Origin of the sequence: Psychrobacillus sp. NPDC096389, from assembly GCF_044762855.1 — a bacterium.
Taxonomy (GTDB): Bacteria; Bacillota; Bacilli; order Bacillales_A; family Planococcaceae; genus Psychrobacillus.
Map to the genome: position 1 here is coordinate 293,528 of NZ_JBIWFB010000005.1, position 19,141 is coordinate 312,668.

Annotated in this window: 15 protein-coding genes; 10 read left to right on the forward strand and 5 right to left on the reverse strand. The window is 36.0% G+C overall.

Features of this window, described 5'->3' with window-relative positions:
- Positions 1-284: 284 nt before the first annotated feature.
- Positions 285-2,048: a GGDEF domain-containing protein gene (locus ACIQ38_RS14790; protein ID WP_402824398.1), complete on the forward strand. Its 1,764-nt coding sequence runs from the start codon at positions 285-287 to the stop codon at positions 2,046-2,048.
- A 32-nt stretch (positions 2,049-2,080) separates the two neighbouring features.
- The gene (gene ytzI / locus ACIQ38_RS14795) at positions 2,081-2,233 is read left to right on the forward strand and encodes a YtzI protein (protein WP_402824400.1); all 153 of its coding nucleotides are present in this window, start codon (positions 2,081-2,083) and stop codon (positions 2,231-2,233) included.
- A gap of 14 nt (positions 2,234-2,247) precedes the next feature.
- Here ytzI and rlmN read toward each other — a convergent pair whose 3' ends face one another.
- The gene (rlmN, locus tag ACIQ38_RS14800; RefSeq protein WP_402824403.1) at positions 2,248-3,315 is read right to left on the reverse strand and encodes a dual-specificity RNA methyltransferase RlmN; all 1,068 of its coding nucleotides are present in this window, start codon (positions 3,313-3,315) and stop codon (positions 2,248-2,250) included.
- Between the two features lie 222 nt (positions 3,316-3,537).
- On the opposite strand from rlmN, the gene ACIQ38_RS14805 reads away from it, so the two are divergent.
- Positions 3,538-3,906 (forward strand): hypothetical protein, encoded by a 369-nt coding sequence (locus ACIQ38_RS14805; protein WP_402824406.1) that lies wholly within the window; start codon positions 3,538-3,540, stop codon positions 3,904-3,906.
- A 59-nt stretch (positions 3,907-3,965) separates the two neighbouring features.
- Here the strand turns inward: ACIQ38_RS14805 and ACIQ38_RS14810 are convergent, their stop codons facing one another.
- The 3 genes from ACIQ38_RS14810 to ACIQ38_RS14820 form a co-directional block, all read right to left on the reverse strand.
- Positions 3,966-4,778, reverse strand: a complete 813-nt coding sequence (locus tag ACIQ38_RS14810; protein ID WP_402824409.1) for a sulfurtransferase — start codon at positions 4,776-4,778, stop codon at positions 3,966-3,968.
- A 13-nt stretch (positions 4,779-4,791) separates the two neighbouring features.
- Positions 4,792-8,391, reverse strand: coding sequence for a dynamin family protein (locus tag ACIQ38_RS14815; protein WP_402824412.1), 3,600 nt, complete (start codon positions 8,389-8,391; stop codon positions 4,792-4,794).
- 122 nt (positions 8,392-8,513) lie between these two features.
- Positions 8,514-8,906 (reverse strand): N-acetyltransferase, encoded by a 393-nt coding sequence (locus tag ACIQ38_RS14820; RefSeq protein ID WP_402824415.1) that lies wholly within the window; start codon positions 8,904-8,906, stop codon positions 8,514-8,516.
- Between the two features lie 82 nt (positions 8,907-8,988).
- Between ACIQ38_RS14820 and ACIQ38_RS14825 the strand changes: the two genes are divergently transcribed.
- From ACIQ38_RS14825 to ACIQ38_RS14855, 7 genes are all read left to right on the forward strand, one after another.
- Complete coding sequence (locus tag ACIQ38_RS14825; protein ID WP_402824418.1) at positions 8,989-9,852, forward strand: LysR family transcriptional regulator; 864 nt, start codon at positions 8,989-8,991, stop codon at positions 9,850-9,852.
- A gap of 565 nt (positions 9,853-10,417) precedes the next feature.
- Positions 10,418-11,704, forward strand: a complete 1,287-nt coding sequence (locus tag ACIQ38_RS14830) for a M24 family metallopeptidase (RefSeq protein ID WP_402824421.1) — start codon at positions 10,418-10,420, stop codon at positions 11,702-11,704.
- Positions 11,705-12,077: 373 nt separating this feature from the next.
- Entirely contained in the window at positions 12,078-13,388 is a 1,311-nt protein-coding gene (locus tag ACIQ38_RS14835; protein ID WP_402824424.1) for a sodium/glutamate symporter, read from the forward strand.
- A gap of 1,671 nt (positions 13,389-15,059) precedes the next feature.
- Positions 15,060-15,512 (forward strand): chemotaxis protein CheX, encoded by a 453-nt coding sequence (locus tag ACIQ38_RS14840; RefSeq protein WP_402824427.1) that lies wholly within the window; start codon positions 15,060-15,062, stop codon positions 15,510-15,512.
- Between the two features lie 240 nt (positions 15,513-15,752).
- Positions 15,753-15,875 carry a cytochrome c oxidase subunit 2A gene (locus ACIQ38_RS14845; protein WP_142607189.1) on the forward strand — a complete coding sequence of 41 codons (123 nt, stop codon included), beginning with the start codon at positions 15,753-15,755 and terminating at the stop codon, positions 15,873-15,875.
- Positions 15,876-15,895: 20 nt separating this feature from the next.
- Entirely contained in the window at positions 15,896-16,372 is a 477-nt protein-coding gene (locus tag ACIQ38_RS14850) for a cupredoxin domain-containing protein (protein ID WP_402824432.1), read from the forward strand.
- A gap of 1 nt (position 16,373) precedes the next feature.
- Positions 16,374-18,041 (forward strand): b(o/a)3-type cytochrome-c oxidase subunit 1, encoded by a 1,668-nt coding sequence (locus ACIQ38_RS14855; protein WP_402824435.1) that lies wholly within the window; start codon positions 16,374-16,376, stop codon positions 18,039-18,041.
- Positions 18,042-18,115: 74 nt separating this feature from the next.
- Here the strand turns inward: ACIQ38_RS14855 and ACIQ38_RS14860 are convergent, their stop codons facing one another.
- Entirely contained in the window at positions 18,116-18,859 is a 744-nt protein-coding gene (locus tag ACIQ38_RS14860) for a CsxC family protein (RefSeq protein WP_402824438.1), read from the reverse strand.
- Between the last annotated feature and the right edge of the window lie 282 nt (positions 18,860-19,141).

Below are 19,141 nucleotides of genomic sequence, written 5' to 3' on the forward strand. Positions count from 1 at the left end.
ACTCAGCAATGAACATTTGCTAAATGGTGGTTGTCGCGTTCACCCATTTTCCTGTAAATATTAGACTTTGATAAGTTAGTATTTTCCATTGATTTTCGTTGCACCTGGCGTAAGCGTTAGCCTTATAGCAAAAGTCTGAGAGGATACTTCTTAAGACACATTATTCACATAACCACATCATATTTTTGTATTCGATAATTTACATATAATTTACACTAGGTAGATATTTTCGAACTATAATATAAAGTGAACATGAACTGTTCATTTTAGGGGGAATAAATAAAATGGCAATTGAAGATCATGATTATGGAGAATTATTTTCCTATATCGTAAAAGAGAAAGCAATTCAAACTGTTTTTCAACCAATTATTTCGCTCCATAGTGGTCAAATCTATGGCTACGAAGCATTGACTAGAGGTCCTGCCAATACAGTATTGCAAAATCCAGAAATGTTGTTTGACTATGCTTTAAAAAATGGGCAGCTTTGGGAACTTGAAAACTTATGTAGAGCCAATGCATTGAAATGCGCATATGAGTTACAAGCGGAAGGCAAACTATTCCTAAACGTAAATCCTAACATTATGAACGACCCTAAATTTAAGCAAGGATTTACAAAAGAATATTTGTCCAAATTTCAAATGGCTGCAGATAGCATTGTTTTTGAAATTACGGAACGAGAAGCGATCAACAACTTAAAAGATTTTATCAATACAATCGATCATTACAAAAACCAATTTTATCAAATTGCAGTGGATGACGTAGGTGCCGGTTATTCAGGTTTAAATGTTATTACCGATGTGCGGCCACATTATATGAAATTGGATATGAAACTTATTCGAGATATTGATCGTGATCGTACGAAACAATTGCTTGTCAAAAGTTTAAGTGAATTTGCTAATTACTCTCAAATACATATTATTGCAGAAGGAATCGAAACAAAAGAGGAACTCCGTACATTAATCGATATCGGAGTACATTTTGGTCAAGGTTATTTCATCCAAAAACCAAATGCCCTACTATTTCCTGTCCGAGAGGAAGTAAAGACCATTATTAAAACGGAAGTTTCCAGAAAAAATCGAGTGAGCAGAAACCGACTAACGGATACTTCTATCGAACAAATCGCTACTCCTCTCCATACAGTTTCTAGCCAAATGCTTATTTCCGAAGTAAGTAATTTAATGGAGGCAAATGATTTACTTCCCGGTTTTTGTATACAAGATGGCAATAAACTGATCGGAGTCATCACAAGAAACAAACTTCACTTAAAATTTAGTGGTCCATACGGCTACAGTTTATACAATAAAAAGCCAATTGCAACAATTATGAGCCGCAATTATATGAAAGTAGATGCGGAAACTCCCATAGATGTAGTGGCAAAAATTGCAATGAAACGAGATCCGCTCCATCTGTATGATTTCATCACTGTGACTAAAGATGACCAGTATTTTGGTGTAGTGACGGTAAAAGATTTGCTGGAAAAAAGTATGCAACTGGAAATAGATTATGCCAAGCATTTAAATCCACTTTCCGAGTTACCAGGTAATCTCATGATTGAGCAACAACTGCAAAGTTGTATTGACGCAGATACAGATATGACCGTACTCTATTTTGATATTGATAATTTTAAACCTTATAATGATGTATATGGATTTGAAAAAGGCGATAGAGTCATTATGCATTTAGCAGAAATTATTGAGAGATGTTGTCCTACTGATGGATTTGTAGGTCATATTGGAGGAGATGATTTTCTCTTAATCGCAGGAACATCCAAAAGTAAGCAGCTTTGTGAAGAAATTATTCAGCAATTTGATACATCCGTTGAACAATTTTATCATGCACAAGATTTGCTAAAAGGACATATTATCACTAAAAATCGTCATGGGATTGAAGAATCGTTTCCACTTCTAACTATTTCAATTGCCGGCGTATCAAACAAAAATACACAAACAATCTATGAATTATCAGAGCTAGCGAGTCAAATAAAAAAACAATGCAAACAAATCCCAGGTAGCAATTATATATTACATGCCCCAGTTATGCTAAGATAGTGGTATACATAAGCAAGTACGGAGGGAATGGTATGACAACCGTTTTTATCATCGGGGCAATTACGTTTATCATAATACTAGCACTTAGTATCTATACAATTAATAAAGGCTATGCCTACAAACATACAATTGATGAACGTCCAACTGAACAAAATGAATCTACAGAAAAAACGCATCGCCCATAAGGCGAATGCGTTTTTTAGTTTTTCACTTTTTCTTTTTTAATTTGTTTACTGCGCAATTGTCCACATGCAGCGTCAATGTCTGTACCTTGTTCCATACGAACACCACAGTTAATACCATGGTTTTTCAGCGTTTGGAAAAATGCACTAATGGATTTTTCAGAGCTGCGTTGGTATTGTCCATGTTCATCTACTGGATTGTATGGGATCAAATTGACATATGATAAATGGCGTTTGTTTTCTAGTAGCTTCGCTAGTTGCTGTGCTTCTGCAACATGGTCATTTACGTCTTTTAGTAGAATGTATTCAAATGTGATACGGCGATTTGTTTTTTCTAAATAATAATCTACTGCATCCATTACTTTTTCAATTGGAAATGCTTTATTGATCACCATGATTTTTGTACGAAGTTCATCGTTTGGTGCGTGCAAAGATACAGCAAGATTTACTTGAATATTTTCATTTGCAAAGTCCATAATTTTCTTCGCTAAGCCACTTGTAGAAACTGTAATATGACGAGCACCGATTGCAAGGCCTTTTTGATCATTCACTGTACGTAGGAAGCTCATTAAGTTTGTATAGTTATCGAATGGCTCTCCGATACCCATTACTACGATATGACTTACACGTTCGTCTTTTTGCATTTGGTCTAAATGCTGTTGTACTTTCATAATTTGACCGACAATTTCTCCAGCATCTAGGTCACGATTTTTCTTCAGTAATCCACTCGCACAGAAACTGCAGCCAATATTACAGCCAACTTGTGTTGTTACACAAACTGATAAGCCGTATTTAAAGCGCATAAGCACCGTTTCGATCAAGTTGCCATCTTGCATTTCAAATAGAAATTTGATCGTACCGTCAGCAGATTCTTGTTTCACTGACTCTTTTAAAGTTTGGATAACAAAGTTTTCTTTTAATATGTCTAAACATTCTTTGCTCACATTAGTCATGTCATCAAAGTTTTGGACGCGTTTAATATATAGCCAGTCCCACACTTGTTCTGCGCGATATTTCTTTTGTCCATGTTCCAGTAACCATTCTATTAACTGATCTCTTGTAAGACCATATATTGATTTTTTCATTATTAGCCCTCATTTCATCCGTATACAATTCGCCTATTATACCCCAATTGTTCACATACGACAACTTATTATAACGGAAATGACCGATAAAAGAAATCATTTTGTTTACTTCTATTATTTTCTGTCAATAAAATGAGAAAAACGTGGATTAATTTTAATTTCGCTTGAATAGTATATTAAAAGAGTTTGGAACGATGCAATAACGAATTGGGGATGTTTAAAATGGCTAAACGAACTAAACGAATTATTTCTTATAAAGTACGGAAAGGTATTTTCAAGTTAGTCGTGCTTATAATCGGAATTTGGGCTTTTCTACCATCTCAATTATTACAAACAAATGTACAGAACTTGGAAGATGGGAAGATAAGAGATTTTGCAACGTATGCCTTAGACAAAACAGCCGGCACTATTGGTAACACGATCGACCAATTATTAATTGTTTCCTATGGAATTGAATCGATTGAAGAAGTCGATGGGGAACCTTTATCTTCTGTTATAGTTGCTTATACGGCATTTGGACTTCCATACGCGGAAATAATCGCAGATGAGAACGGCGCATATATTAACAAGAAATTACTTTTTCAAAAATAAGAAAAGCAATAAAGCCCATCGTCTATAGAAATAGGCATGGGCTTTATTACTTAAAATGATTAATCTTGTTCTACTTCATTCTCGCGAATCCAGTCACTATAACTTCCTACATACAATTTCACATCGGAATAGCCTGCTTCTTTTAAGCTAGCATATAGTGGAGCTGCAGTCACACCGCTTCCACAATATGCGATGACTGGCTTGTCTTTATCGGATATATGTTGCAATTGTTCTGCAAGCAATTCTTTATCTAAAAACTGACCATCCCGCTTCAACTGCTCCCAATCAAAATTAACTGCAGTTGGTATATGCCCGGCTACAGGATCGATCGGCTCACTTTCTCCTTTAAAACGAAAAGCTGCGCGAGCATCCACAAGTTGCCCTTCCGATTCCCCTGCTACTACTTTCTTGACAGCTTCCACATCCAAATAAATAGCATCTTTCCAATTTGGTTCCATATGGGAAACAGCAATCACGGGTTCTTCTTTCGTAATTCGGAATAAATCCTTCACAGATTCATACCCTTCACGGAGTACATGCATATTCGTAAATCCAGCCCATTCCAACAAAAAGTAAGCCCTTAACGCAAAAGGAGAAGCTCCTTGATCATAAATGACAATAAAGTCCTCTAAATGAAGTCCTGCTTTTCTGCATAGCTCTGTCATCCTTTCCTTTGAAATCATCGGATGACGTCCACTCCTACTAGCCATATCCGATAAATCTTGCTCAAGATCCCAGTAGATTGCACCTTCTAAATGACCTGCATCATACATTTCACGTCCAGCCGCACCTTTACTTAAGTCGAAACGAGTATCGATGAAACGTACTTTCTCCGGTTGTACATCTTGCCAATTAATAAAAACGTTGGTCATATTATTCGCCCCTTTAGTTTGAAATGATGGCATACAGTTCTTTCCACTTCGCTAACATTTCTTCTTGTTCTAATAGTGCACGCTCAGCATCTAGTTGACTTATGGAATCCTTTAACCATTTCAAGCGAACAGCTTCCGCTTCCATATCTGCATATTGCTCTGCCCACTTGAAAAGTCTTGCTTGTTGCTCGTTCAGGTAACTTTCCGCTTCTACCTTCGTTTGTTCCGAAAGTGAGTCTCGCAATTTTTCTTTGTCGTTTTTCTCGAAAAAGGATTTATTATTTTTGTAGAAGGATTTTACTTGTTCATATTTTTGAATTTGCCCAAATGGTCCTTCGAAGTCAAGCAACTCATAATTTTCGAATTCATGCGGTGTGAAAGTAAAGCCTGCATTCCAGTCTTTCAACACGCGTACTTCTTCTTTTTCTATCTCCGTCATCTGCTTTTGGATGAATTGCAATAAACGGAAGTTCGTGACACGTAATTCTTGTTCGATGTCAAAACGCAACATATTTAATATATCCTTCAGCGCTGTTTCTAAAGCGATATTGGCCGAGCGGTTTGAAAATAAGGACGGGTTATACGCTTCTTTAAAAAATTCATTGAAGCGATAATACACTCGTTGCAGTAAATAATAAAGCAATGTTTCAAGCTCCTGCTTCGCTTCTTTGGCAATGAAAGCACCTTTCGAATTGGTGTAACGCTTACGAATATTTTGTTCTAATAAACGTAATTCTCCTAGCCTTTCGTCTTTCCTAGCTAAGTTTGTTTCTGTTTGTACAATCATCTGTTGCAATTTCATTTGTTGGCGCAGCGTTTCTTCTTCCAATGAATTGACAGACATTTGTTTTAAATCATGCTCTAAAAAGTGATAAAAGGATTCTTGAAACTGGAACATACCCTCATGTAAAGGAGCATTCGTTTGTTTTTCATGTAATGCTTGTAAACTAGAGACACCATATACACGAGGGAATCTAATTCCAAATCGCTGAAGCTCACCTTGCACGTAATTTTTGACAAGTTCCTCTTCTTCCTCATTTGCGGCTAAATCGATTGCATTGACAACGAAGAACATTTTATCTAACTCAAAGGAATCTTTCACTCGGCCAAGCTGGATCAAAAATTCTCGGTCGGCTTTTGCAAAAGCGTGATTGAAATACGTGACAAATAATACCGCATCTGCATTTCGAATATAGTCAAATGCTACTCCAGTATGACGTGCGTTAATCGAATCAGCTCCAGGTGTATCAACTAATGTCACGCCGAGTCTTGTTAGCTCACAGTCATAATAGAAATCAATAAAATCTACAAAGCAGCTACGTGATTCTTCAGCGACAAAGAGACGAAATTCTTCCGCATCTACCCGTAATGTTTGTCCAAGATTCGCCTCATATTGTGCATATCCTGTATGAAAAGCGACAATGAACGACTTGTGCACCTCTTCTGTTACCGATTGTTCGATCACTTTTGGTGCTTTTTCAAATGCCTCTTTCAAGGAAGAAACGGTCACTCCAAGCATACTATAGGCAAATTGGACATCTTCTAATAGCTGCTGACTCGTTTTCAAGGTAACATCTGCTGTATTATGCGGATGATTTTCTGAAACAGGGTGAATTTTATTGATCGTAGCAGTTGTTGGATTTGGAGATACTGGTAACACAAGTTCCCCCATTAACGCATTCGAAAAGCTTGATTTCCCAGCACTAAATGCTCCAAACAAGGCAATCGTAAACTGTTGATGTGCCACTCTACTTGCTTTTCTTTTTAAATAACTTGCCGCTTCTTTAAAAGCAGGAAGTTGATCAATCGCTTTTGCCACTTTATTTGCTCTTGCAAGTACAGCTTCCGAAGAGATTTCTACTTCCTCTACTTCTCGCTGTTTTTCTTCTTCTATTATTTGTACAACCTTTTCTTCTGTTGCTTGTTCTGTTGCATCATATTCGGTGATGGCATTTTCAAAGGCAGTCCGTTCTTTTTCCCATTCCAATAATAGGTTGTCACGCTCTTTTCTATGAGCAAGTGATGGTGTTTTGACTTCCTTTATAAAGGATTGCATTTTGCTTTCCATTTCTTCAATGGTATGAATGGCGAGCAGTTTCTTATTTAATTGAAGAATCTTTTGCTCCACTTTTTCGCTTTCTTCCATTGGATGCTCATTGATTTGTTTTACTATTTGTTCTTTCCAGCCATCTGTCTCTCGTATATAAAAGCGATTAATCGCTTCTTGCACCCGGTTAGCATAGTGCAATATTGCATCTCCAGTAGTATTAGCACCTTCATGAAGCGTTTCTTTCAAAACGGAAACAGGTAACTTAAAATCTATCTCTTCAATTTCTAATGCTCGTTCATCTGAAAGTAAAGACACATTTTTAAGCATATGTTTCATTAATTGTTTTATGTGAGCAGTAATATTCGTTTCTACAATTTTTTCTAATAAATCATTGGCTGCTTTCAAACGATTGGCTCTTTCTTCCTCGGTTTTCTTTTTACTATTTAAAAAGCCGACTTTAAATGAGCTTTGCATCGCTTCTGCATATGTTTTTAGCGCATCTCTCATCTCGTAAGGCATGACAGATGCATTTTGTAAAATAGATTTTCGTCCCTCTTCGAATTCTGTTCTCCAAAGGCTTGCATCTTGTAGTTTTACATGAGTTTCGGATAGCTCAAGTTGTTTTTTTAGCTCTTCTTTATTTTCCCATTCTTCTTTTGTCAGTTCTTCTTCGAATGTTTCAAAACATGTTTCCTTCTCGTCCTCGAGAAATTGCATATGTTCATCTTCTAGTTTCTCTAGCGTTGCTTTCGCAGAAGTGATAAATAGCTCTTCTTTATGATCGATGGAATGATGGACAATTTGTTGCACTTTCGGAAAATCATTATGTACAAATGTTTTATCTTTTAATGAAGTGAAAAAGATATCTTTTGGCTCCACTGACCATGCAAGAAAAGCATTTGCTACGGATTGCTTAAATTCCTCAAAAGATAATTCCTCTTCCCGATGTTTATCGACTTGGTTGACGATTAAATAGACATTTTCATTATAATGAAGTAATTGCTTGGTAAATTGGAAATTAAGCTCAGACTGGACATGGTTATAATCCATTACATAAAAAACAATGTCCGCTAGATGAAGTGCTGATTCAGTTGAAACTCGGTGCGCATCGTCCGTAGAATCCACTCCAGGTGTATCCATCACACTAATGCCCGCTGGTAATCCAGATGATTCGTGCCCAATTTCAATTTGAGAAACTTGACTACCATCCTTGGAATACTTTTTCACTAATCCTATATCATACTCACCAGAAAATTTGACAGGTGCTTGGTCGACAAAATGGACAAGCGCATAGTTTTCCGGTGTTTTTTGAACCGTTACAATGTTGGCAGAAGTCGGTATAGGACTTGTTGGTAAGAGTTGTTCTTCTACAAGTGCATTGATCATACTCGATTTCCCTGCTGAGAAATGCCCAGCGAAAGCAATCGTGAAAGTACCTTGTTCTAATTTCTGCGCAAACAATTTTGCCTTTGCAAATCGTTCTTCATCTTGATGTTCGTGAAATAATGTAGCAAGTAAAGCGTTTTGTTCTTTAATGTTATGTAAATCAGCTGATTGGACCATTTGAAAAAACTACTCCTTTATATTTCGACAATGTAGTTTAATCATAGCAGAAAATGATGAAAAATGAATAGTGTCCCTGTGCAAGACACAATTCTGAATAGTGTTTTACACAGGGAGCCTGTTCAAATCGTACGGCAAAACCTCAATGAAGAATATTTTTTCCCCTTAACAATTCCATGCCCATCACGTTCATGATTTAAAATAAATCCCTTTGCCTCATAGAAAGGAATTCCTTTTTGATTTCCTTTCGCAACAGAAACCCATTGTTCCGTTGCATTAAACTCTTCCTTTTGTTGTTTGGTAATAGCATCTAATATCATTGTGCCAATAATTTTGTTCCCCTCTAACGCAACAAAGTATCCTCCCCATTCCCTACTCGTTACCGAAACCTCTTTTAGTATTCTTTCATGATTATAAAACTCTTTAATTATTCCTTTGATATACATTTCAGTATGTGTTTCTCTGTATGTTGCCCAATAACCATCACTACAAATTTTTGATAATGTTTTTTTCACAAGCGGCTATTTTATCTTGTCCGGTTGATTCATTATGATATAGTTTTATTTATACATGGCATACATAAGGAGGATCCTTACAATGGAGGACTATGATTGGCTAATACTTCAGATACTTTATAAACATAAAAACATTACAAAAACAGCTCAAGAATTATTTACCTCTCAACCTTCTATCACGAAACGCCTTCATAAAATGGAAGCTGAGTTCACTATTACTATTGTAAAGAGGGGAAGAAGAGGTGTTCATTTTACTCCTCAAGGGGAATTTTTGGCCCAGTCTGCAGATTACGTCCTTTTAAATCTACGACGAATCAAAGAGAAAGTTCAAAATATGGATACTCAAGTTGCGGGAACTTTAAGAATAGGCATATCCAATTACTCTACAAAACAAAAGCTTCCAGGTATTTTGAAAATGTTTAAAGGAGAAAATCCAAATGTAGAATTTCAAGTAATACCTGGGAGTTCTAGAGAAATTTACGATTTGGTTTATTGCGGGGAAGTACATGTTGGATTTCTACGTGGAAATTATAATTGGTCTGGACAAAGCCATTTATTATTTGAAGAGCCTTTATGTGTTGCTTCCGTTGACAATATTAACCTGGAAAATTTGCCGGAATTACCGCGGATAAATTATCATACAGAACACGGAGTTAAAACAATAATAGATAGCTGGTGGATGGAAAATTACTCCAGCCCACCCCGTATCGGGATAAAAGTAGATAATGTAGATACTTGCAGGGAAATGATCATCAATGGTTTGGGCTATGCAATATTACCTAGATTAATATTAGAACACGATGAACAAGTAAAGAAAATAGACATAAGAGATAAACAAGGGAAGCAGATTTTAAGACAAACATGGATGTACTATCATAATGAAACTCTGGAACTGAATACGGTAGACGCTTTTGTTAACTTTATTAAAAAGTTGGACCTGGAATAAAAGAACCAAACGAGATATGTTTAGTTCTTTTTTTTGTGCTTTATTTTAGATATTCCCAACAGTTATAGTTGTCCATACTAAACCGATATTTTTTTTATATTTAATGGCGAACTATAATTGAACCATGAAGAACTTTTTTACAACCGGGTTAACCCTTCAGTTAATTCACAGAAAATTCAGATTAAAAACATTTAAGATTACTTCTTATATTTTAATGTAAGCGTTTCCGTAAGGGTGTAAGGAGTGACGAAAGGAGACTAAATAATACGATTTCATTCTATTGATTTTTACTTATTTCTCTAAAGTATGAAATAGCAAAAGTCTATTTGAAAACTGTTCGGAGACCAAAATAAATTCTAATGTAGAACAATGTGCTTGTAAGTAATATTGCATAGTTTGTATTTAAAAAGATGAATAAAAAATCTTCACATCATAAATGAAGGAGCTGTCACGAATAATGTCATCTGTAAATTTCGAAAAGTTGTTGAAAGACTTTGAACCTGGTTTTGAATTTGTACCACCAAAGGCTATACCACCTGAGGAATTTTACCATAGGATTGAGCGCTTGCGCCAATCAGCAGCAGAACGAGGACACGATGTTCTTCTTATACATGCAGACGGTGTTAAAACCTTTAAAACTACGAATATGTTTTTAAGATATGCCTGTGATTGGGCACGTGAGGGCGTGTTAATCATACCTACGGACAGTAATAAAGAAATTCACTTAGTTTCTTTCTTTACCCAATCTGTGATTATTCCACCTCCCGGTGAGCCAATTGGGGTTGAAAAGCTTTGGCAAGTTGGAGCGCTAGGTGAAGAATACTCTGGACGTTCGGGTACGTCTGAGGTTCAACTGATTGAAGCTGTAGCTAAAATTTTAACAGATTTAGGTTATAGCGCGACAAGTATTGGATTGATTGGCGATAATTCATCCACAAAGTATTGGGAGCTGCTCAGAAGCAAACTCCCAAAGTTAAAAACAGTCAATGAGACTCAGATTATTGTAAATATGCAGACAATCCGATCGAAAAACGAACAAGATCAGATTCGGGCCTCTGCCCAGCTAATGGACATTGGATTCCAGGCTGCATGTCATGCAACGAGGCCCATGGTAACAGATTTTGAAATTTATGCAGCTTTCACATTTGCACAAATGGCTCGCGGTGGTGAAAGTGGAGATGGTTATCAAATTGGGATTAATCGATTTGGTACCCACTGTGGGAAGCCTTATGGTCATAAGGTGGTTTCTGGTGATCTCATCAATTTATATATGTCTTCCTTACCATATAACGGATACACAGCTCAAGCTGCTCGGATGATCGCTGTTGGTGATATCACTGCAGAACAAGAAGAAACTCTTGAAGTATGTACAGAGGCTGTACGCCGAGCAGAGGCTATAATTCGTCCCGGTGCACGTTTTTGTGATCTCCATCAAGCAGCATTTTCAGTGTACATTGAGCACGGATATCTCAAGGACGATACGACAGCTACCATGCCTTATAATTGGGCACCCAATGATAATTTATCGGCTAGAGAAATTCCAATAGAATACGTTCAAGAAGTAGATTATGAAAAGAATAGTAGAAAACTTAATCACGTTTATCCGGCAGTTGCTGGTCCGCATAATCCGAACTTGGGACATTCTGTCGGTATGTCTGGTAATCCAAAGTTTAACATAACGTCCCACAATAAAGATATTATGGAGCCAGGAATGGTCTTTGTGTTGCATGCTCAATGGCTCGATCCATTGAAGTCGGGTGCTAATATAGGCAATTGCTATCTAATTACAGAGAATGGATTTGAGAACCTTAATTGTCATACAGCGCTGGATACAATTCGAATTAAAGGCTAAGTTGTGAAGTACTTTTTATAGATGTAAATTTACTTATTGACTCACAACTAGACAGTTTTAATAAAGAAAATGACAACGATATCTATACAATCCTAGTGATATAAATATAGATACTTTATGTTCCTAATAAAAATGCTTTTTCTAGAGGCGTACACTAACAAACAATCTGCCTAAATGATAAATGAATCAAACTTCATTATTTGTGTAAAATGTGTTTCGTTGCTTGGTATTAAGCTAAAGCTACCCCAGATTTATTTTCCGAATGTTTTTTATAAAATGAGGAGAATGTGAAATCTGCTTCTTTAATGAAAGTAAGTAAAGTTATGGTAAACGAATCATTTTGAATTTAATTCATTGAAAAGGATGGATGTTTATGGTTGAAGAAATATTTGATACTTTGATGATATTCGGTATGCTATTGATTGCTGGAGTAGCTATTCGTGAAACTGTTCCTTTTTTTCAAAGGTTTCTGATTCCGTCCAGTGTAATTGCTGGATTTTTAGGACTAATTCTCGGGCAACAAGTGCTAGGTTGGATTACGATCCCTGAATCATTTGAATCTATTCCTATTTATGCAATGTATATTTTAATGACCTGCGTGCCTTTGGGTATTACCGTTACAGGTAAAAAAGTTATTCAACATATGGATTTTGCCTTTGGAAACATGGTTTTGTATGGATTCCAATTAGTCTTTGGTGTTTTAATCGGGATTTTACTACTCCGTTTCTGGCCGGGGCTCCCTGAAGGATGGGGCTTGATGGCTGTTGCAGCGTTCTTTGGATCTCATGGAAGTGTTCCTATTGTTTCTAGTGTCATTGATCCCACTGGAGAGCTTGGTGCTCAAAGTTTGGGGATGGTTATGGCTACATTAGGTGTATTAATAGCAATCATACCAGGTATCATTTTGGCTAACTATGGGATTCGTCGTGGATGGGGTGCTTTTACTAAGGATATTAGTAATAAAGATAAGAGCTTCTTCCGCGGTACTCTGCCCGAAAAAGACCGTAAACCGATTGGCAGACTTACTATCAATCCAAGCAACGTAACTTCAATCGCTTTCCAGCTGGGGATACTTGCTGTCAGTTTTAAATTTGGTGAGCTCATTTTATCGGGTATTGGTCTGCTAATCCCATTTATTAATAATATCCCTACGATGATTTACGGTATTGTCGGTTCACTTATTCTATGGCCACTTATGAAAAAAGTGAAATTTGATGGGTATGTTGATAAGCCGACAATTAATGAAATAAGTAACTTCTCTCTAGAAATTATTATATTAACAGCTTGCGCTTCTATTCAGTTAAGTATTATTAGTGAATTCTTTGTTCCTCTGTTAATCCTAACATTTATTATTTGCGGTATTACTTTCATCTTCACCAATTTATGGTATAGGAAAATTAAAAATCCTGAATGGTTTGAAAAGTCTTTGATGAACTATGGTATGGCAACTGGATCTAACCCTCAGGGACTTTCTCTTGTGCGTATTGTTGACCCTAATAACGAATCTAGTATTTACGAGGCACTAGGCGTCTATAATGCAGTCTTTTTCTGGAATAAACTCCTTCTACCTCTAGCAGCATCCCTGATACTCGTGGGTACGGTAGCTCCTGTTTATCTCATTGGAATTGGTTTAATGGTTGTCCCATTAGTATTAGCTTATATGCTTTTCTCTAAGAAGAAATAGGTTGCAGGTAAGACTAATATAGAGACTTGACCTGGGATTGCATTGATAGTAGTGAATTTAAGACACAGTATATTTAATGAATGAACTAAAGTAAAAGAATATGAGCGCATACTTGATAGCCTAAGTCTGTGCTCTTTCTTTTAATACATATTAACTTATTAGTCACTCCCAAAAGAAGAGTGAGTTAGTAAAATACTCCGAGATTAAAAGATTTTTAGATGATTTTTGATTGAACTCTCTTTATTTGAATCGACTTTAAACGGTTCCACCTATGACATGTTTTTTTATCATAGGATTACAAATAACATACCATTAAATGACATATGTCTATTACTACATTTAATACCAAATACAGATTAATATTATAATCACACACAATATCTTGAGCAAGGCAGATTTCATGAGAAGGAATTACCGAAATTATTCTAATTCTAAATGTAGATATAACTTATTTTCAATTCTAAAACCAAATTTCTCCTAAAAATGGACTTGCTGACTATAATGGACTTCCTCTGTAGTCATAATTGTCCTAACACATCTTTTGCATCTCTTTGTTTCAGCAGCTAATCCCTCTTCCATAAAACCTTTAATTAAGTATGAATAAAAAAAGCAATCAACTTTTATTACATAATCCTTGCTTCCTTGATAGAACGGATAGTCCTATAAAAATATAAGTTGTCTAAGTAATCCATGGTCTATAACAAAGCACGCATTAGTTTAATAAGAATGCCCCGTTTCTATTGTTTTTGAGACACACGTTCTCTTTGTCCCAAAGGTTTAATATAAATGTAGTTTTAATTTATTTATCTTCTATTTCAAATTATTGATTTAATATAAAGCCACTTCCCCATTTAAGTAATACAAAGTCTTATGGGCATGAAAATGTGAAAAAAGATTTACGCTAAGTAGTGGAGGACTAAGGAAAGAGTATTTTCAGAAGTATTTTTAATAGTAAAAGAGCAACCTCTTAAAGACGTTGCTCTACTTGCCTAAAGTACCTATTAGTACAATAAGTTCAACAAAGAGAACATTCATCCAGAATCAACATATTTATATACCTCGTTAAATCTCTCAAACCCTTTATTAGGTTCAAAAACAACTTTTTCTTCATTTATTCCTTCTTACTTGCCATAGTTTCAGTCGTTTTTGTGTTAACCCTCCTTTGAACAATCCATGGTATTTTAAATACGATACTTCACAATCTGATTCGATAATAAGTATCTTCTTGGATTATGACCTAAAAAAACTGAAAGCAATTTCGACTTACATCGTGTTTGTCTACAGTCTGACCAAAATCAATTTGAGGCGGATTTTTAAGTATAGATTTTATATCATCTACTTGTTGAATAGCTGTTTCTTTTGTTGTGGGAGATTTAGCAAAACTAACTGACGTTCTGCTATTTTCATGATGGGGTACATTTAATATAAATAAAAAATTTATTTCGGTTGTGGCTCAATAGAACGTAATACATAGGCTGTTATTCCAGCAAATATTAAAACAGTAGTACTAATAAATATAGCTAGCATAAAGATCATCCTCTCAAATGCTTTTGAAATTCATTCTCATTTACACAATAACACATTAATTCACTATATTCTACATTTTTCTATTCTTTTTTACTAAGGTTCATGTTAAAATTGAACTATCTTTACGATTAGGAGGGGAAAAAAATGAGTGCTTCGAAGCATATACAAACAATATTAAATGGAACTATACAATCGTTAAAATCTGTTATCCCTCTTTCAATGGATATAAAGTCCCCTTCGCTAATGGTACAACCTTTTGAACAAAAAGAAATGGGCGTACTTATAGGTATTATTGGTGATATTAAAGGTAGAATTATAATAGATTCAACTTCTAATTGCTTCTCCCAAGTTGGAGCGACGATGTTCGGAATGCCTTTAGAAGGCGAAATGCTAGAATCGTTCACTGGGGAACTTGGTAATATGGTTGCTGGAAATTTATGTACTTCCGTCGCGGCAAATGGTGTGGAAATTGATATTACCCCCCCTACTGTCATTGTTGGAACTACAAGATTATTCGGATTTCAACATGCATTTAAATTACCAGTAGAAATTGCCGAAGTTGGTGATTTAACAATCATTTTAACAATTGATGAATAGTAATGAATGAAGAAGAGCTTTCTGAAAAGAAAGTTCTTTTTTTGTCGAAAAAACAAATAACTGAATATTCGATTTTATTTGGTTATTAATATAAATTTCGGGTATACGAAATAATAGAACTCTGCAATCTTCACACTTAATTCACATAATCCCTCCATATGTGTGATTTTTATCACATCTTCTATTTAAAAATGTATTTATGATATAACTATACAAAACAAATATTGGGAGGTGCAAAAAATGTCGAAAAAACGGGAGAAAGAGCCTGATTTAAAAGGTACGCTTTATTCAGTCGGTTTTCTCGGAATTTTTATATTAGTTACATGGTTCATGGCATTTTACTTATTTATTGATCGATTTTAATTTATTGGAGGTTTGAAGCTATGCATATTCATAAATATGAAAAATGGTGGCTCACATTTGGAATTGGCTCGCTCGTTTTATTTTTAGTGATTGTTGGGTTTAGTGCATTCCATTACGGTTCCCATCCACCTAGTGCAAAAGTGTATGTAGATCCTGAACGGGTTGATGAAATTGCACCATTTAATAATCCAGGTGTTCATAAAGTAGAGGGAAAAGATTGGGACTATGAAGTTGTGTTTGTCGCATCTGCTTTCTATTATAATCCACCTGAAATTGAAGTTCCGCTTGGCTCTAAAGTTAAGTTTATTGCAACGACGAAAGATGTAGTACATGGTTTCCAAGCAGCAGGAACAAATATTAACATGATTTTAGAGCCCGGTTATGTATCGGAATATGTGACAACAGTTGATAAAGCAGGAGAATATTTAATATTATGTAACGAGTATTGCGGAATTGGGCATTCGTCCATGATGTCTATGCTAAAGGTGGTAGAGTAATATGACAACTATAGCTGAAAAAACAAAAGATTTAATACAAGTAGATAAAAGAGATGGCAAACTAGCACTAGCACACGTTTATGTGGCCTTTATCGCCCTAGCAATAGGAGGACTTTGTGGCCTTTTACAAACTTTAGTACGTTCTGGAACATTTACCCTTCCTTGGGGAATTGGCTATTATCAGATTTTAACGATTCATGGAGTACTTTTAGGTCTTATTTTAACAACATATTTCATATTTGGTTTTCAAATTGCTGTAGTAAGTAGAACATCTGGTACATTAACAGATAAACAACGCTTACTTGGTTGGATTGGTTTTTGGACTATGACAATCGGTACTACTGCATCGTCTATTATGATTTTACTGAACGAAGCTTCTGTATTATATACATTTTATGCACCATTACAAGCACACTGGATTTTCTATGTTGGCTTAGCATTAGTAATTGTCGGGTCTTGGATTGGTGGATTAGGACTCATTTTGAAATATGTGGAGTGGCGTAAAGCAAATCCAGGTCAGCCGAGTCCATTACTAACTTTTATGGTTGTCGTGAACTTAGCTATGTGGATTATTTGTTCACTAGGAGTAGCTGTAGAAGTATTATTCCAACTAATACCATGGTCTCTAGGTTGGGTAGATAAAGTGGATGTATTGCTTTCTCGTACCTTGTTCTGGTATTTCGGTCATCCCTTAGTTTACTTCTGGTTATTACCAGCATATATGGTTTGGTACGCGGTTATTCCAAAAATTATAGGCGGGAAAATCTTCTCTGATTCTCTTGCTAGATTATCATTTATGTTGTTCCTACTGTTCTCTATTCCTGTAGGATTCCATCACCAATTAACAGAACCTGGAATTAGTTCTTTTTGGAAGTTCTTACAAGTCGTATTGACATTGATGGTTGTTATTCCTTCCCTACTAACTGCGTTCTCGATGTTTGCGACATTTGAAATCCGTGGTCGTGCACTAGGAGGAAAAGGTGTTCTAGGTTGGTTCAAAAAATTGCCATGGGGAGATGCTCGTTTCTTTGCACCTTTTGTCGGCATGGTAGCCTTTATACCTGCCGGTGCTGGTGGAATTATTAACGCCTCTCACCAAATGAACCAGTTAATACACAATACCATTTGGGTAACGGGACATTTCCATTTAACGGTTGCAACTACTGTATTGTTAACATTCTTTGGTGCGGCATATTGGTTAATCCCTCATTTGACTGGTAGAGTCATGACGAAGCAAATGAACAGATTGGCTATTATTCAAACGATTGTCTGGACTTTCGGTATGTCCATTATGTCAGGAGCGATGCATATTGTTGGGCTATTCGGTGCACCAAGACGTTCAGACTTCTCTACTTACGGAGGATCTGCACAAGCTGCTGAATGGATTCCTTATCAAATAGCGCAAGCAGTTGGCGGTACTATCCTATTCATCGGGATCATTTTAATCCTTTATATAGTAGCGAATTTGATTTGGTTTGCTCCAAAGGGAGAAACAGAATTTCCAGTTGCAGAAGTCTCGGAGCATGCAGAAAAAACACCAATGGCACTTGAAAATTGGAAAATTTGGCTAACAATCTGTATTGCATTAATCTTGTTTGCATATACAGTTCCTGTTATCGAAATAATTCAAAATGCACCTCCGGGGTCTATTGGATATAAATTGTGGTAAATACTAAAACGCTTGGTTTTCACCAAGCGTTTTTTCATGTTCATCCAATTGCTAGAGTTAGTTGTGGAATGGTATTATCCCCCGCCTAAAGCATTCACTCTTACTTGTCGTACTTGTAATACTTTTAGTGTAAGATCCACTACAATTTTCTCACGTAGCGTACTAAATGATTCTCCTACACCTGTTGGGCATGGTGAAAAATCAAGCTCAAAGAATTCTGCATTTACTAATTCGCAATATGGCTGCTCATTATAATAAACATTATTTTCGAAAAAGAATTTGTCCAAACGTGGCGTATGACCGTTTTTCGGATTAATATAACGGGATCTACTTTCTGAAGAAGAGCCTATGATTGGATAAACGAAAAAGTCGTCAGCTGTTAATTCTGTAAAACCAGAAAACGGGACAGTAGCAATTCGATCACGAATGACCCCATTACAATTCGAAGTAGCATATTCAATATCCTTTCGGATAAATCCTTCTACAAACAATTTTGCTTTTGTTACAGTACGAACTGAACCATGACATGTTTCTTTTCCAAAACGCACGGGAACAAGTTTACATTGCGTGATAAAAGCATCTTTAAACACTCTTTTAATTTCACTTGCAGGTGGATTAAGTGGAATATTCGCTTCTACTACGATTTGAAGGGTATTTTCTGCTAATACAACAGGAATTTTAATGATTGGATTAAGATTCGATGGAACTAAACAAGGTCTTGCTTCTTCATCATCTAGAGGTGTTAATGTCACTGCATCAACCGGACATGGGGCAATAATTGGGTACTCTCCATTACTTGTAAAATTTTGTTCACTCATTAAAATCACCTCCTCTCCATTTTGCAGTCTATCATCAATCATCTGACTGATTATACCGCTCATTAATTCTATAATATGTCATTCAAATTCACGTCTCTAAGCTATTTTAATAGGTTTTATTAATATTTTTTGTTAGATAGCAGGATTCAATAAACACTACTGGAATCTAAAAGCAACAAATGATGATAATCGAGTAGGAGGGAGTGATTAACTCCCGACCTCTCACACCACCGTACGTACGGTTCCGTATACGGCGGTTCAATTAAGATGAATAACGCAAAG